The sequence below is a fragment of the Ferruginibacter albus genome, assembly GCF_020042285.1.
GTDB classification, from domain to species: domain Bacteria; phylum Bacteroidota; class Bacteroidia; order Chitinophagales; family Chitinophagaceae; genus Ferruginibacter; species Ferruginibacter albus.
Map to the genome: position 1 here is coordinate 2,879,058 of NZ_CP083388.1, position 16,623 is coordinate 2,895,680.

The window sequence follows — 16,623 nt, forward strand, 5'->3', positions numbered from 1 at the left end:
GTTAAAATTAAATAGAGTAAATTGCGGCACAAATTTCAGGGCTATTTTAATAACTTGTATCAATGTCTTTAGAACTGGAAGATATATCTATTCAACAACAGTTTGAAAAAGTAATAGCCACCGGCGATAAATTGCAGTTGCAGGAATTCCTCGACGAGCAAAATATTACCGATGTAGTAGAACTGGTATATGAAAATGAAGATCATGAAGGCAACATCATGAACTGCCTCTCTACACACAGAGCTGCAAGTGTTTTTAAGATCCTGGAACTTACCTATCAAAAAAGAATTATTAAGGAATTATCTCCTCACAAAACAGCCGAGCTTTTAAACGAACTTCCTCCCGATGACAGAACTGCTTTTTTAAGTGAGCTGCCGAGCAATGTGGTACGGGAACTGGTGAAAACACTGGATCCGGAAGAAAGAAAAGTTACCTTGTCACTTTTAGGCTATCCTGAAAACAGCGTTGGGCGCTTAATGACACCGGACTATGTGTATGTTTATGAAAATGATAGTGTAAACGATGTATTAGACACAATTCGCCGCTTTGCTAAAAACAGTGAAACTATTGATGTTATTTATGTGATTAACGAAAAGGGAGAACTGTTGGATGATATTCGGATAAGAGATTTTATTTTGGCTAGTCCCGATAAAAAAGTAAGCGAATTGATGGACGAACGCTATATTTCTTTATATGCCGAAGACGATCAGGAAGTAGCAAATGAAGCGTTCAAAATGAATAACCGTGTGGCATTGCCGGTGGTAAGCCAAAGTAATAAGCTGTTAGGTATTGTAACGATAGATGACGTTTTGTGGGTAACCAACGAAGAATTTAGTGAAGACATTCAAAAGATCGGCGGTACGGAAGTATTGGACCAACCCTACCTGGAAATGCCCATTTTTAAACTGGTGAAAAAACGTGCCAGCTGGCTTATTATCTTATTTTTAAGTGAAATGCTAACAGCTACGGCTATGCAATATTTCAGCAAAGAGATCGAAGCTGCTGCAGTATTAGCATTATTTATTCCTTTAATTATGAGTAGTGGTGGTAACAGTGGTTCACAAGCTTCTACGCTTATTATTCAAGCCATGGCTTTGGGCGAATTAACTATTACCGACTGGTGGCGGGTAATGCGCAGAGAAATCATATCAGGCCTATTATTGGGATTAACCTTAGGCAGCATTGGTTTTCTCCGTATTTTTTTATGGCAGCATATGCACATTTATGACTATGGAATTTATTGGAAATCGGTAGCTACTGTAATTTTCTTCTCACTCACAGGCATTGTGTTGTGGGGTAGTCTTATGGGATCTATGCTCCCTATTATATTAAAAAAATTAAAATTAGATCCTGCTACTTCTTCAGCGCCATTTGTTGCTACCTTAGTGGATGTAACAGGCATTATTATTTATTTTTCAGTTGCCTATATCTTTTTAAAAGGATACTTATTGTAAAAATCTACTCGGACTTATTCGGATACTTGTGCAAGCAGCGTTTATTTTTTATAAATTGCCTCTTCTTTGCTGTGCTGATGTTTTCCATTTTGGCAATAACAATCTTATAGCAAAAAAATTAGTCTAATAATCTTTATTTAGCGCAAAAATAATTAAAAAAATATGTGTGGAATTGTTGGATATACAGGACCAAGAGAAGCTTACCCCATCATTATCAAAGGTCTTAAACGATTAGAATACAGAGGTTACGATAGCACCGGTGTTGCATTGCTTAACAGCGGACTAAAGGTATATAAAAAGAAAGGACGTGTAGCAGAACTGGAAGATTCAATTGTCGGAAAAGATCTGCATGCACATACCGGCATTGGTCATACACGTTGGGCAACCCACGGCGAACCAAGCGACAGAAATGCGCACCCTCACACTTCAAGAAGTGGTAAACTGGCCATGATCCACAATGGCATTATTGAAAATTATGCTCAATTAAAGCAAGATCTTACCAAAAAAGGGTACCAGTTTAAAAGCGATACGGACACAGAGGTTTTATTGAATTTCATTGAAGACATTAAAGAAAACAATCAGTGTAATTTAGAAGAGGCTGTGCGTATAGCATTGAAAAGAGTTACCGGGGCGTATGTAATATTATTGATCGCAAATGATGATCCCGATACGATCATTGCAGCACGTAAAGGAAGCCCATTGGTGATCGGCGTTGGCAAAGGCGAACATTTTCTTGGCTCTGATGCTTCTCCCATGCTGGAATACACAAAAGAAGTGGTGTATGTGAATGACTACGAATTAGCGATCGTTCGCCCCGATGAATTGATATTGAAAAATTTGGGCAACGAAAAAATAACTCCTTTTGTTACTAAGTTAGATATGGAACTGGCTGCTATTGAAAAAGGTGGTTATGATCATTTCATGCTAAAAGAAATTTTTGAACAGCCCAGCACTATTCATGATTGCTTACGTGGACGATTAGACGCAGAAGCCGGTTTAATAACCATGAGTGGTATTACCAATAACCTGGAGCATTTTAAAAATGCCAACAGGATCATTATTATTGCTTGTGGAACCAGCTGGCATGCAGGCCTGGTAGCAGAATATATTATAGAAGAGTTATGCCGTATCCCTGTAGAAGTGGAGTATGCTTCCGAATTCCGGTATAGAAATCCTATTGTAAACAAAGGCGATATCATTTTTGCTATTTCTCAAAGCGGTGAAACAGCAGATACTTTAGTTGCTATTGAAAAAGCGAAAGAACAAGGTGCTATTATATTTGGTATCGTAAACGTAGTAGGCTCTTCTATAGCAAGAATCAGTGATGGCGGCGCTTATACACATGCCGGACCTGAAATCGGTGTAGCTTCTACAAAAGCATTTACAGCACAATTGGCAGTACTTACCATGGTAGCTTTAAAAATTGCCAAAGAAAAAAATACTATCAGCGAAGCGCTTTATAAAGAATTATTGTTTGAGTTAGCAGAAGTGCCGGAAAAAGTAGAAGTACTTTTAAAAAGCGCAGACACTATTAAAGCTATTGCTGAAAAATATAAAGATTCTCCCAACGCTTTGTTCTTAGGAAGAGGTTATAATTTTCCTATCGCATTGGAAGGAGCGCTTAAATTAAAAGAGATCAGCTATATACATGCAGAAGGTTATCCTGCAGCAGAAATGAAGCATGGCCCCATTGCATTGGTAGATGAAAATCTTCCGGTAGTTTTTGTAGCTACCAAAGACAGTTACCATGAAAAGATCGTGAGCAATATCCAGGAAATAAAAGCCCGCAAAGGAAAGGTAATTGCTATCATTACCGAAGGCGATGAAACAACACCAACCCTGGCAGACGATGTATATTATGTTCCATCTGCACATGAAATAATAGCGCCGATGCTGGCTACTATTCCATTACAATTACTTTCTTATTATGTTGGCATTGCTAAAGGCGTTGATGTTGATAAGCCAAGAAATCTTGCCAAAAGCGTAACTGTTGAATAATTACAGGTATCATTAAAACTATTTTAGTACATTAGGTGGCTATTTGTTTTAACTTTTGCTATCCTTGTAATCATTTATGAATATCATCAACAAATATCCGGTTAACGAGCTTGGTTATAATTTTATTCCTGCTGAATATATTCCTGCCGGCAAAGATGAATATTACCTTCGGGATCAACAGAATACTAACGATATTGTGTATCGTAAACTGACAGCGCTTGAAATTGAAGTACTGGTTCGCAATCGCAACACTTCTAACAACTGGAATGAAATATGGGTTTCAGAATCATTTAGCCCTGAGTTGGTTAAAAATTGTCAGTTTTTTGGACTGGTAAGAATAGGCAAGCTGGAATCTTTTTATTTAGAATATCATAACCTGCGGGTTCCCGTGGGACTTTACAATAGTACTATTATTAGTTGCGACCTTGGAAATAACATTTGCATTGACAACGTAAATTATTTGAGTCATTATATTATTGGCGACGATGTTATCATTGTGAATGTAAATGAAATGGCAACTATCGACAATGCAAAATTTGGAAACGGAATTCTAAAGCAAGGTGAAGAAAAGAAGGCGCGGATAGAATTAGAATTATGTAATGAAAATGGTGGCAGAGCCATCCTTCCATTTGACGGCATGTTGCCCGGTGATGCATATATGTGGAGCAAATACCGTGACGATGAAGCCTTGTTAGAAAAATTCAAACAATTTGTCGAACGTAAATTTGATAAGCAACGAGGTTATTATGGAAAAGTTGGCAATAGAACTGTCATAAAGAATTGCAGCATCATTAAAGACGTTCACATAGGAACGGACGCCTATTTAAAAGGGGCTAATAAACTAAAAAATCTTACCATCAATAGCGATGAAAATCGCAAATCTCAAATTGGCGAAGGCTGTGAATTAGTAAACGGAATTGTGGGTTATGGCTGTAAAATATTTTACGGCGTAAAAGCTGTTCGTTTTATCATGGCTTCGCACTCGCAATTGAAATATGGCGCAAGATTGATCAATTCTTATCTTGGCAATAATTCTACTATCTCCTGCTGCGAAGTATTGAATTCATTGATATTTCCTGCTCATGAACAACATCACAACAACTCATTCCTGTGTGCATCTTTATTGATGGGACAAAGTAATTTGGCGGCAGGTGCTACTATCGGAAGCAACCACAACAGTAGAAGTGCAGATGGAGAAATTGTTGCCGGTCGTGGTTTTTGGCCAGGACTTTGCGTGAGCCTTAAGCATAATTCAAAATTTGCTTCATTCACTATTTTAGCCAAGGGCGATTTTCCTGCGGAATTGAATATTTCTATCCCTTTTAGTTTAGTGAGTAATGATATAACGAATAATAAATTGGTGATCATTCCTGCATACTGGTTCTTATATAACATGTATGCACTCGCCCGCAATTCCTGGAAATATGATGACAGAGATAAACGCACAGAAAAAATACAGGTAATAGATTATGGCTATTTAGCGCCGGATACTATTAATGAATTATTTGATTCATTAAAATTTTTGCAGCAATTACGTGTAAATGAAATGGGGGTGGCGGAAGTGAGTGGCTGGGAAAATGCGGATCGTAAAACAGAAATTCTAAAAGTGCCGAAAGCAATTGGTGTTTTTAAAGAACTGATACAATATTATGGTGTAACGGAAATACTAAAACAGATTGCTTCGAATGAATTTGCTGATTTTGATACATTGAAAAAATCTTTATCCGCAAAAATACAACGCAGCGAATGGTTGAATATTGGCGGCCAATTAATTCAAAAGCAATCGATAGATAAGTTAAAAAAAGATATTAAAGAGGATAAAATAAAAAGCTGGGATGAATTGCACAACTTCTATCGCCAACAAGGTGCTGCCTATGCAAAAGATAAATTGCATCACGCCTATACCTCTCTGTTGGAAATATTAAATATTACACCGAAACAATTTACGGCTGCATTGTTTGGCCAATTACTGCAACAATGTTTGATCACTAAAGAATGGATGTGTAAGGGTATTTATAATTCAAGAGAAAAAGATTATACCAATCCGTTCAGAAGGATGGTTTATGAAACCAACGAGGAAATGAATAAAGTAGTTGGCAAACTCGAAGACAACAGTTTTATTCAGCAACAATTAGCAGAGCTGGAAGAAATGAAAAAACAAATTGCCGCCATTACTAAAAAATACAAGCTGTAAGTTCTCCCTATCTTTATCAAAACAACTACCGTGAATAAATTATTCCTGAGTTTATTTTTATTGTGTTGCTGCAACTTTGCCAATGCACAAAGTATTGCGCAAATGAAAAAAGTATTGGATACTACTTCTGACCCTATTGGTTATGTAAAATATGTATTAAAGAAAAAATACACCATTGACACTATAAGTATTTCAAGTACTACTTCTTTTGCCGGCGTTGCGGATAGTCTTGCCTATAAAGGAAAGCAAGGAAAAACATATGGACCTTACACAGGGCGTAGAGGAAAATATCTGGTTAAAATATTAACGAAAGTTCCCAATACGTTTTATCATGTTAGTCATATTTTATTAGATACTTCTGTATTTAGAGTAAAATTTGCCAACTCATTGGCTGATACAATCATTGCAAAAATTCAAGCCGGCAGCAGCAGTTTTGCAGCAATGGCAAGTACTTATAGTTCTGATAATTTAAGTGCTGCAAAGGGCGGAGACCTGGGTTGGTTTAGTCGTGGTGCAATGCTACCTCAATTAGATAGAGCTATTGCCATGCATAAGAAAGGCGACATTTTTAAAGTATGGACTCGTGCCGGTTTGCACATTGTAAGCATTACAGATAGTCCAAAAGAAGATGTAGGATTTGCTTTAATTTTAAAAGTAACGTTGTAATGCTACGCTTTAATTAAAGTTGAAAATTGGAATGCCGTACAAGAGAGTGACACAACGATGTTGAATAGAGGTCAAATGATTGCTACAAAAATTATAGCAGATAAATTATTTCTCTTCTAATTTTTTAAAAGCATAAAACATACAGCAAGCGTGTAATGCCTGTTCAAATTTATTTTGGTTGAGCATTTGTCTCACTTCTTCCAAAGGCAATAATACGATCTCAATATCTTCATTTGCATCCAGTTTTTGCGATGCAATTTTTTTGCCTCCCTGAGCTAAAAACAAATGAGTAAACCCATCTAAAACACCAGGATTAGCAGCTATTTTACCAAGATGAGTGTAGGAGGAAAATTCATAGCCGGTCTCTTCGAGTAATTCACGGGCAATGGCTTTTTCCGATGCTTCATTTTCATCAATGAAGCCACCGGGCAATTCCAAAATAGTTTGTTGAATGGGATGGCGATACTGGCGGACTAAAACTACTTCATTGTTTTCGGTGATTGCCAATGCACATGCGGATGTAGGCAATTCAACAACAAAGTAAGGATCAACAATTTGCCCGTCGGGCCGTTGACAACGGTCACGACGGGCAGTAAAATATTGATGCTTTGAAATATATTCTGAAGATAAAATTTTCCAGTTCATTACCAACTGTTACGTTCTCTTAATTTAGTGATATGCGCTGTATGATGCCTGCCATGCCATGAATAAATAGCCAACAGATCCCACAACGTAATAGTTTTTTTCATTTCAGGATGAAATACCGTACGCTGCCATTCTTCATCTTTAATGCTCTTTAATACTTCCACCAAACGTGTATGTAATGTGTACAACAACGTTATAGAAACATTTACAGGAACATTTTTTGTGTCTGCTAAGTTTGCCCAGCGATCCTGATCGTATGGTTTAATAGTTGGGTTATCTTCCGTTAAACCCAATTTGAATCGTATCAATGAGTTCATGTGGCTATCTGCAACATGATGCACCACTTGCTTCACCGTCCAACCGCCTTCACGATAAGGCGTGTTCAATTGCGATTCATCTAAATTCAGAATTGATTCTTCCAATAGTTGCGGTAAGCTTTCAATATTTTTGATTGCAGCTTTTTTTAATTCTTCCGAGTAAGTTTCTTTACCTGTAAAAGCCTGTTCACTTACTTTCCCGATAGGAAAACTTAAATTCTCACTCATGCTTATTGCTTTTTAGGTTCTTCTGCTTTTGCTGCAGCGGACTTGATGCCTAATAATTCCATTTCAAAAACCAATGCAGAGCCACCGGGTATTGTATTACCTGCGCCTCTATCGCCATAACCCAATGCACTTGGAATATACACTTTCCACTTGTCGCCAACATGCATCAATTGTAAAGCCTCTGTCCAGCCTAAAATTACACCACTAACGGGAACGGATAATGGTTCTCCTCTTTTATAAGAATTATCAAATTCTGTTCCGTCGATCAATGTTCCAATATAATGTGCCACTGCTGTATCTTCTAATTTTGGAGAAGCTTTGGATGAATCGGGAGCTTTTTTCAACACTTCATATTGCAAACCGTCAGGCAAGGTAATTACTCCGGGGCGTTTGCTATTAGCCAATAAAAAACTATCACCGCTTGCTTTCACTTTTGTAGCTTTAACAGCAGCTTCAGCTTGTAACACTTTTTCACCTTCTTGTAATTTTACCTGTATTACTCTGCTTGCCTGCGCCTGGTCTAACAACGACGGAGTTCCTTTAAAACCATCAGTCATTGCTTTTTGCACCATTGCATAATTAATGCCCACACCGTTAATTCCCTGGCTTTTTAAATTGTTGGCAACATTTGACCCTAAGGCATAACTAAAAGAGTCATTCAAAGTTTTTAATAATGGTGCAGCAGGCTTTACTGCTATTGCTTTTGTGGTAGTTTTGGGTTTTGCGGGGGTTGTTGTTTTTGGTTTCACCTGTGCGTTAGCGGCTGTAGTTATTACCAGTACGCTTACTGCAAAAAAGAATTGCTTCATTTGTTTGGTTTTTTATTTATAGATTTTATTTTTTTGTTACAAGCATGTCACCTTTGCTCATCATCGTTGTGTCACTCTCTTTTACTTCAAATTCTTATTCAACCAGTTTAAACTATTCTTCTCTTATATCTTTTCCTGTTAAGTGAATAAAAACGTCTTCTAAATTAGCTGCTTTTACCTGCTTCGGGCGTTCAAAGCCTGAAGCAATCAGGTCGTCGATCAATTTATCAGGCGAAGCTAAAGCAATTATTTTCCCCTCATCTAAAATTGCCAGGCGATCACAAAGTTGTTCCGCTTCATCCATATAATGAGTAGTAATAATAACCGTAGTTCCTTTTGAACGGATGTCTTTGATCAGGTCCCACAAATTTCTTCTTGCCTGCGGATCTAGCCCGGTAGTGGGCTCATCTAAAAAGATAATTTTGGGTTTGTTAATTAAAGTAGTAGCAATAGAAAAACGTTGCTTTTGTCCACCGCTTAATTCTTTGAACTTATTTTTTGCTTTGTCTTCCAGGTTAACCAGCTTCAATAATTCATTTGCATTTACCGGTTGATTATACAGTCCTGCAAACAGTTCTATCAATTCAACCAATTTAAGTCCCGGGTAAAAGCCGGAAGTTTGCAACTGAACGCCAATGATACGTTTTATTTTTTCCTTATCGTTGTCAAGGTTCAACCCATCCACAATGATCTCTCCCGAAGTTTTTTCACGCAGGGTTTCAATTATTTCCAGTGTGCTGGATTTACCTGCGCCATTCGGGCCAAGTAATCCGAATATTTCTCCTTCGTATACTTCAAAAGAAATATCCTTTACTGCCTCAAACGAACCATAACTCTTTTTTAAATTTTTTACAGAGATGATTGTGTTATTCATATCTATTAATACTACGCCTGCTTTAAATAAGTTTCCAATTCCTCCATCATTAATTTACTTCCTACATAGAACGGTGTGCGCTCGTGTAAAGAAGTTGGCTGAATATCCAGCACACGTTGCTTTCCATTGGTAGCAATGGCACCTGCTTTTTCTGCTATAAATGCAAACGGATTACATTCATATAATAAACGCAATTTACCATTTGGTTTTTTAGCAGTACCCGGGTACATAAAAATTCCTCCTTTAATAAGATTACGATGTACATCGGCTACCATACTTCCAATATAGCGCTGCGTATAAGATTCAGGTGTATCCAATACTTTACCCTGGCAGGCATGAATATAATCCTGCACCTGCTTAGGATATTGAAAAAAGAATCCATGATTAACAGAATAGAATTTTCCTGTTGGAGGACATTTTATATCAGGATGACTCAATGAAAATTCTCCAATAGATGGATCTAACGTAAAACCATTCACGCCCACTTTAGTGGCATATACTAAAATAGTTGATGAACCATATACCACATATCCTGCTGCTACTTGTTTATTTCCCGGTTGTAAAAAATCTTCTTTTGTTGCAGGCTTACCTAATTCAGAAACTCTTTTATAAATGCTGAATATTGTTCCGATAGAAACATTCACATCAATATTTGCACTGCCATCTAACGGATCGAACAGGCAAACGTATTTACTTTTATTACTTGTTTCATCATCAAATATTACTACATCTTCCATTTCCTCACTGCCAATACCTGCACAACTAATACCATGACGTAAAACTCCCATCATTTGGTTATTAGCAAATATGTCCAGTTTTTTCACTTCCTCTCCTTGTACATTGGTGGTTCCATAATCACCTAGTATGTCAACCAGCCCGGCTTTATTAACTTCTACATTAATTCGTTTTGCGGCCAAACCAATATCTCGCAATAAGCTTGATAATTCGCCGGTTGCTTGTGGAAATCCTCTGAATTGTTGAATGGTAAATTCGTCTAAGGTTAAAATCCTGCGGTCAATAGCCATAGTTAATTTCTAATTGCAGATTATAGATTTTAGATTTGCGGTTCAAATGTAGTAAGAATAAGGTTCTAAAGAGATACAATTTTAAATTTTTAATTAACAACAGATGAAAGTTTTCAAGTTTGGGGGAGCAAGCATAAGTACCATAGAAAGAATACAAAACGTAGCAGCTATCATGCAATCGTTCCCAAAACAAAAAATATTGATCATTATTTCTGCAATGGGCAAAACTACCAATGCGTTGGAAAAAGTTGCAGAAGCTTTTTATGCCGGTAAAAAAGAAGAAGCATTACAGTTATTTCACCAGGTAAAAGAAAATCATTTAAACACGCTCAAGTATTTGATCTCTGTAAACTGGCAGCAGGCAGAAAACCAATTGAAAGATTTTTTTACAGAAGTTGAATGGCTATTACATGATAAGCCTGTTCGTGAATATGATTATTACTACGACCAGATCGTTTGCTGCGGCGAATTATTAAGCACAGCTATTGTCAGTAATTATTTGAATGAAACAGGCATTAAAAATACCTGGCTGGACGTAAGAGATATTTTTAGAACAGATGATAATTTCAGAGATGCTGCTATTGACTGGAATTTTACACAGCAAAAAGTTACAGAAGATATATTACCACTTTTTGAAACGAATGATATTATAATTACACAAGGCTTTATTGGCGCTACAGATGAAAATGAAAGCACTACTTTAGGCAGAGAAGGGAGTGATTATAGCGCTGCTGTTTTTGCAAACCTATTGGATGCAGAAGATCAAACCATCTGGAAAGATGTAGAAGGTGTAATGAATGCCGATCCCAAACAATTTGCTGATGCAAAATTTATTGAACAATTAAGTTATGCAGAAGTAATTGAAATGGCTTTTTACGGTGCGCAGGTTATTCATCCAAAAACCATAAAACCATTACAGAATAAAAGTATTCCCTTACATGTACGATGTTTTCTAAAACCGATATTACCGGGAACCATTATCAGCAACAAGCCGGTTCATAATCTACCGCCGATCATTGTTGTGAAAGAAAACCAGGCACTGATACAATTTACATCCAAAGATTTTTCTTTTGTAGAAGGAAAGCCGATCGATTTTTTACATGGATTGTTTGACGAAATAAAGATACAGCCCAACCTTACACAAAATACTGCTATTACTATTTTTTGCTGTTTAGATGATCGTACTGATAAAATAGAAAAATTAGCAATAGCTGCAGGTGAATTGTTTGATGTGCAAATTCAAAAAGGGTTAACGTTATTAACGGTTCGCCATTATAATAAAGAAATAGTAGAAGAATTAACAGCGAATAAAATTGAATTGCTTAGTCAAAAGACGAAAGATACTATGCAGATATTGGTTGCTAGTCCAGCTCAATAAAAAACAGAAAGTACAAGTGAGTGACACAACGATGACGGGTAAACGCAGAAATGTTTGTTCCAAAAAAATAACTATATAAAACAAGAAGCGCCTTCTACGAAGGCGCTTCTTAACTCTAAACTATTATTAAATAAGAAAACTAAACTTTAGCCGATTTAACGGTTTTGATGATACGTGCAGCTACTTTGTAAGGATCTGCTGCAGAGTTTGGACGGCGATCTTCTAAATAACCGCTCCATCCTTTTGCAGGAACCAAAACAGGGATACGAATAGAAGCACCACGATCAGAAACTCCGTAAGAGAAATCGTGGATAGAAGCTGTTTCATGCTTACCTGTTAAACGCAATTCGTTGTCAGCGCCATAAACTGCAATATGTTCTTTAACTACCGGACGGAAAGCTTCGCAAACCGCATCAAATGTAGCTTTGCTGCCTGCAGTACGCAATAATCCGTTAGAGAAGTTAGCGTGCATACCGCTTCCGTTCCAATCCAATGCACCTAATGGTTTACAATGCCAGTTAATGGCAACTCCGTATTTTTCACCAATTCTTTCTAATAAGTAACGAGCCACCCAAATTTGATCTCCTGCTTGTTTAGCACCTTTAGAGAAAATCTGGAATTCCCATTGACCGGTAGCAACTTCAGCATTGATACCTTCCACATTGATACCAGCTTCCAAACAAGCATCTAAATGCTCTTCTACTATTTCACGACCGTAAGCGTTGCTAGCACCTACTGAACAGTAGTAAGGACCTTGAGGACCAGGGTAACCACCCGCAGGGAAACCTAATGGTTTGTTTGTTTCTGGATTCCACAAGAAATATTCCTGTTCGAAACCAAACCAAAAATCATTGTCATCATCTTCAATTGTAGCACGACCGTTTGATTCGTGTGCACTTCCATCAGCGCTCAATACTTCGCACATAACCAAGTAACCGTTTTTACGTTGTGGATCTTTTACAACATATACAGGCTTTAATAAACAATCAGAAGAACCACCTGGCGCTTGTTCAGTAGAAGAACCATCAAAGCTCCATTGTTCCAAATCTTCCAGCTTACCGCTGAAATCTTTTACGATTTTTGTTTTGCTACGAAGGCTTTGAGTTGGTTTATAACCATCCAGCCAGATGTACTCAAGTTTAGATAATGACATAAAATAACGATTTTAAAAACATTAAGAAAAATATTAATAATAACTATTTACTGTTTTTTGTGATAGTTACCTTACAAAAATAAGGCGTTAATTCAATAAAAAAAATAAAGATTGAATAAAAATATTAAAAAACTGAAAAAAAATTGATATAATTTATAGATTTAATATAAAAAGATAATAAAATCAATTACAGCGGGTTTTAGAGCGTTTTATTGGTTGCAATGTATTAACATAAAAAAAGGCTCTTTATAAAAAGAACCTTTAAAAAATATATATTTTATAAAATTTTTATCTTAGGAAAAGAAGCTCCCTGTATTTAGGCAACATCCAATGGGCATCGTCTACCAACATCTCCAATTTATCTACATTATAACGGATAACATCAAAATATTTGCCCTTAATAGTATCGCAATATGCGATTGCTTTTTCTCTAGTGTCTGTTAATGCATTTGCCTTTTTACGTTCAGCGATCATTGCCTCCACGCCGCTACTCATACCTTCAATATGCTTGCATATTTTTTCTAACACCTGGGTTTGACTTGCATAAGCAGCTTCACTCAACCCGGCATCTTTCAATCCCTTAATATTTTGAATTAATACGTTCTGGTATTTTATTACAGATGGCAATATGATAGTAGTTGCCAACTCTCCCATTATCCTCGCTTCTATCTGCACTTTTTTAATATACTCCTCCAGCATTATTTCGTGGCGGGCTTCCAATTCAATATGATTGTATATATCGTTGCTTTCAAAAAGTGTTTTTGATTTTTTAGTCAGATATGCATCCAATGCCAATGGCGTTGTTTTTACATTTGGTAAACCACGCTTAGCTGCTTCTTTCTCCCATTCATCGCTATATCCATCTCCTTCAAATAATACTTTTTTACTTTCTACTACATAGCGTTGAATAACGTGCATTACCGCAATTTCTTTCTTCTCTCCTTTATCAATGCTCGCTTCCACATCTTTCTTAAACTGCTTTAATGTTTCTGCAACAATGGTATTCAAAACTGTCATTGCCTGTGCGCAACTTACAGAAGAACCAACCGCCCTGAACTCGAACTTATTTCCGGTAAATGCAAAAGGAGAGGTTCTGTTCCTGTCTGTATTGTCCAACATCAACTCCGGAATACTTTTATGAATATCCAGTTTCAACATGGCTTCATCCTGTTCATCGAACTTGCCTCCTACTCTTGTTTCTACCTGGTTCAATACTTCTGATAAATACTTACCAATGAAGATAGAAATGATAGCCGGTGGTGCTTCGTTTGCACCTAACCGATGGTCGTTACCGGCGCCTGCTATTGAAGCTCTTAACAGATCTGCATAATCGTGTACCGCTTTAATAGTGTTCACAAAAAAGGTAAGGAACATTAAATTGGTTTTCGGCGTTTTACCGGGAGCTAATAAATTAACGCCGGTATCCGTTGCCATACTCCAGTTATTATGCTTACCACTGCCGTTGATCCCTGCAAATGGTTTTTCGTGTAACAATACTGCCAGGCTATGACGTTTAGCAACACGGGTCATAAGATCCATCAATAATAAATTATGATCAACCGCCAGGTTCACTTCTTCAAAGATGGGTGCACATTCAAATTGTGCAGGAGCCACTTCATTATGACGTGTACGTAATGGAATACCTAATTTATAAGACTCTTCTTCAAAGTCACGCATAAAAGCGTATATGCGTTCGGGTATGGTTCCAAAATAATGATCTTCTAATTGTTGCCCTTTTGCAGGCGCATGACCAAATACTGAACGACCGGACATTAATATATCAGGACGGGCATTTGCCAAGCCTGCATCTACTACAAAGTATTCCTGCTCCCAACCTAATGTAGGCGTTACTTTGGTAATGTTCTTATCAAAATATTGGCATACATCTACCGCTGCCTTATCTAAGGCCACCAATGCTTTTAACAAGGGGGTTTTTGCATCCAATGATTCTCCGGTGTAGGATACATATATAGTTGGTATGCATAACGTTTTACCTGTTCCGATCTCCATTACAAATGGTGGAGAAGAAGGATCCCATGCAGTATAACCTCTTGCTTCGAATGTTGCTCTTAAACCTCCGCTTGGAAAAGAAGATGCATCCGGTTCCTGTTGGATTAATGCAGCACCTTCGAATTCTTCAATAGGTGTTCCATCTCCTTTTATAGTAAAAAATGAATCATGCTTTTCTGCAGATGCACCCGTTAATGGTTGAAACCAGTGTGTAAAATGCGTCACTCCTTTTGTTTCTGCCCATGCTTTAATTCCGTTGGCAATTTGATTGCCCATCATGCGGTCGATCTTTTTTCCACCACGTACCGATGACAATAAGCTTTTAAAAGCTTCATCGCTTAAAAACTGTCGGGCCTTTTTTATAGTGAAAACATTCTCACCAAAAATGGCGGTGATCTTTGCAGAAGATTCTACTTTAATATCAGTAGTACTATTGTTTAATTTATCAATTGCCTTAAAACGGAGAGATTGCATATTTTTAAGATTTTGGGACAAAAATGAGGTTGAAGCTAATAAATAAATATAAATATTTGAGTGATTAGCAATAAAAGTTTTATAAATCTTTGAAAAAAGATTAAAAATCAGTGAAATTTAAAACATATATTAATTTTTAATTTGACTGTGCTTATTCCAAAACCTCCAGTTTACATTACATAAAACTGGTGCTATTAAAAAAGGAAGATAAATAGAACGGTATCGAATGACAGCACCTATTACCGGTATTGTATATCCTATTATCAAACAGATTGATAAGGCAAAAAACAGACAAAACGCAATCAATGGATCAGGATTAAACTTCCTGAATTTTATAATAAAGAGAATAGAAGCAAGCAACAATAATTCATATATAAAAACTTCTCCCGCAAATGGAAATAAATATTTAGCATAATGAAATGCGTCTTTAATCGATGGGCGCATTAAAGAATGATTAATTGCTTGCGGTGCATTTCCAAAAAAGCTCTTAAATGTTGGTTGTAATTCATTTACAGGAATATTGGTTGATGATGCCGGAAGCAATAAAAAATCTTTTTGTTTTGTTACCACTTTTTCGGGTAGGCTAAATCGTGAGTTTATTTTATCAGCATTAAAAAATACTACTATTCCAATTATATAGATGCACGAAAAAACCAAAAGCGTTTTTCTTTTATTATAGTAAGATAGAATCCACGCTACTACGGCAGGCAGTAACATTAGCAAAATATAACTACGTAAAAAGAAAATAAATACGGATGCAATCAAAATAGTGATAATAGCACTAATACTTATTCTGCTTGTTTTTAATGATTGATGAATATGATATACAATTCCACTGATCGCCAATAATATTAATCCATCTTTATGAATGCTGCTACCAAAGTATAATAAGGATGGTAAAAGAAAGCAGGCTACGATCAATTCACATTTTCTATTATTGTATACATCAGTAAAAATTCTGAACAAAGCAATACCGCCAAAGAACACAATGAAATTATAGAATACAGTATTTACATAGTAATTACCAAAACTCAATATATCAAATAAAGAATCGAGCTTGATCATCACATTACTTTTCAGATCATTCCAATAGGAATTAGTAGTAGCATTAAAACTTCCGTAAGTAGAATAATTAGATTGAAAAAAGTTGAGAAAATATTCTTTCGGATTGGAGAATAAAAGATGATATTCCTTCACCCCTTCATTATGATAGATCCACACATCTGCCAGGTAATTTACATGTGCTAGTTGCCATCCGTTCACTACACCTGCAATTACTTTTAGTATAAAAATCAGCAATATGATTCTAGTGCTTATCCCCGCATTTTTGATAAATGGAATTTTTACAAGCACCCATGCAAATACCAACAGGTAAATGAAAAACAATAAGTAGCCCAA

At 36.6% G+C, this 16,623-nt stretch carries 13 protein-coding genes; 5 read left to right on the forward strand and 8 right to left on the reverse strand.

Annotated features, from left to right (window positions below; translation table 11 throughout):
• Positions 1-62 precede the first annotated feature (62 nt).
• The 4 genes from mgtE to K9M53_RS12325 all read left to right on the forward strand — a co-directional run bounded on the left by mgtE (position 63) and on the right by K9M53_RS12325 (position 6,312).
• A complete protein-coding gene (gene mgtE / locus K9M53_RS12310; protein ID WP_224015291.1) occupies positions 63-1,454 on the forward strand; it encodes a magnesium transporter in 1,392 nt (463 codons plus the stop codon).
• 162 nt (positions 1,455-1,616) lie between these two features.
• Positions 1,617-3,452, forward strand: coding sequence for a glutamine--fructose-6-phosphate transaminase (isomerizing) (glmS, locus tag K9M53_RS12315; RefSeq protein ID WP_224015293.1), 1,836 nt, complete (start codon positions 1,617-1,619; stop codon positions 3,450-3,452).
• Between the two features lie 76 nt (positions 3,453-3,528).
• Complete coding sequence (locus K9M53_RS12320; RefSeq protein WP_224015295.1) at positions 3,529-5,646, forward strand: DUF4954 family protein; 2,118 nt, start codon at positions 3,529-3,531, stop codon at positions 5,644-5,646.
• Between the two features lie 30 nt (positions 5,647-5,676).
• On the forward strand, positions 5,677-6,312 hold the full coding sequence (locus K9M53_RS12325) for a peptidylprolyl isomerase (protein WP_224015297.1): 636 nt from the start codon (positions 5,677-5,679) through the stop codon (positions 6,310-6,312).
• Positions 6,313-6,417: 105 nt separating this feature from the next.
• Here the strand turns inward: K9M53_RS12325 and K9M53_RS12330 are convergent, their stop codons facing one another.
• The 5 genes from K9M53_RS12330 to fbp all read right to left on the reverse strand — a co-directional run bounded on the left by K9M53_RS12330 (position 6,418) and on the right by fbp (position 10,210).
• Positions 6,418-6,957: an NUDIX hydrolase gene (locus K9M53_RS12330; RefSeq protein WP_224015299.1), complete on the reverse strand. Its 540-nt coding sequence runs from the start codon at positions 6,955-6,957 to the stop codon at positions 6,418-6,420.
• Positions 6,957-7,502 (reverse strand): YfiT family bacillithiol transferase, encoded by a 546-nt coding sequence (locus tag K9M53_RS12335; RefSeq protein ID WP_224015301.1) that lies wholly within the window; start codon positions 7,500-7,502, stop codon positions 6,957-6,959. Before K9M53_RS12335 ends, K9M53_RS12330 begins: the two co-directional genes overlap by 1 nt.
• Positions 7,503-7,504: 2 nt before the next feature.
• Entirely contained in the window at positions 7,505-8,311 is an 807-nt protein-coding gene (locus tag K9M53_RS12340; RefSeq protein ID WP_224015303.1) for an FKBP-type peptidyl-prolyl cis-trans isomerase, read from the reverse strand.
• 112 nt (positions 8,312-8,423) lie between these two features.
• A complete protein-coding gene (locus tag K9M53_RS12345) occupies positions 8,424-9,185 on the reverse strand; it encodes an ABC transporter ATP-binding protein (protein WP_224015305.1) in 762 nt (253 codons plus the stop codon).
• A gap of 11 nt (positions 9,186-9,196) precedes the next feature.
• A complete protein-coding gene (gene fbp / locus K9M53_RS12350; RefSeq protein ID WP_224015307.1) occupies positions 9,197-10,210 on the reverse strand; it encodes a class 1 fructose-bisphosphatase in 1,014 nt (337 codons plus the stop codon).
• Between the two features lie 103 nt (positions 10,211-10,313).
• On the opposite strand from fbp, the gene K9M53_RS12355 reads away from it, so the two are divergent.
• On the forward strand, positions 10,314-11,588 hold the full coding sequence (locus K9M53_RS12355) for an aspartate kinase (RefSeq protein ID WP_224015309.1): 1,275 nt from the start codon (positions 10,314-10,316) through the stop codon (positions 11,586-11,588).
• 139 nt (positions 11,589-11,727) lie between these two features.
• Here the strand turns inward: K9M53_RS12355 and K9M53_RS12360 are convergent, their stop codons facing one another.
• From K9M53_RS12360 to K9M53_RS12370, 3 genes are all read right to left on the reverse strand, one after another.
• Entirely contained in the window at positions 11,728-12,741 is a 1,014-nt protein-coding gene (locus tag K9M53_RS12360; RefSeq protein WP_224015311.1) for a glutamine synthetase beta-grasp domain-containing protein, read from the reverse strand.
• A gap of 288 nt (positions 12,742-13,029) precedes the next feature.
• Positions 13,030-15,225: a glutamine synthetase III family protein gene (locus tag K9M53_RS12365; RefSeq protein WP_224015313.1), complete on the reverse strand. Its 2,196-nt coding sequence runs from the start codon at positions 15,223-15,225 to the stop codon at positions 13,030-13,032.
• 129 nt (positions 15,226-15,354) lie between these two features.
• Positions 15,355-16,623: a hypothetical protein gene (locus K9M53_RS12370; protein WP_224015315.1), complete on the reverse strand. Its 1,269-nt coding sequence runs from the start codon at positions 16,621-16,623 to the stop codon at positions 15,355-15,357.

Bases quoted from the DNA above. Each gene is read 5' to 3' on its own strand.
- K9M53_RS12340 (WP_224015303.1), bottom strand. From the start codon at position 8,311: ATGAAGCAATTCTTTTTTGCAGTAAGCGTACTGGTAATAACTACAGCC.
- K9M53_RS12320 (WP_224015295.1), top strand. From the start codon at position 3,529: ATGAATATCATCAACAAATATCCGGTTAACGAGCTTGGTTATAATTTT.
- K9M53_RS12360 (WP_224015311.1), bottom strand. From the start codon at position 12,741: ATGTCATTATCTAAACTTGAGTACATCTGGCTGGATGGTTATAAACCA.
- mgtE (WP_224015291.1), top strand. From the start codon at position 63: ATGTCTTTAGAACTGGAAGATATATCTATTCAACAACAGTTTGAAAAA.
- fbp (WP_224015307.1), bottom strand. From the start codon at position 10,210: ATGGCTATTGACCGCAGGATTTTAACCTTAGACGAATTTACCATTCAA.
- glmS (WP_224015293.1), top strand. From the start codon at position 1,617: ATGTGTGGAATTGTTGGATATACAGGACCAAGAGAAGCTTACCCCATC.
- K9M53_RS12335 (WP_224015301.1), bottom strand. From the start codon at position 7,502: ATGAGTGAGAATTTAAGTTTTCCTATCGGGAAAGTAAGTGAACAGGCT.
- K9M53_RS12345 (WP_224015305.1), bottom strand. From the start codon at position 9,185: ATGAATAACACAATCATCTCTGTAAAAAATTTAAAAAAGAGTTATGGT.
- K9M53_RS12365 (WP_224015313.1), bottom strand. From the start codon at position 15,225: ATGCAATCTCTCCGTTTTAAGGCAATTGATAAATTAAACAATAGTACT.
- K9M53_RS12330 (WP_224015299.1), bottom strand. From the start codon at position 6,957: ATGAACTGGAAAATTTTATCTTCAGAATATATTTCAAAGCATCAATAT.
- K9M53_RS12355 (WP_224015309.1), top strand. From the start codon at position 10,314: ATGAAAGTTTTCAAGTTTGGGGGAGCAAGCATAAGTACCATAGAAAGA.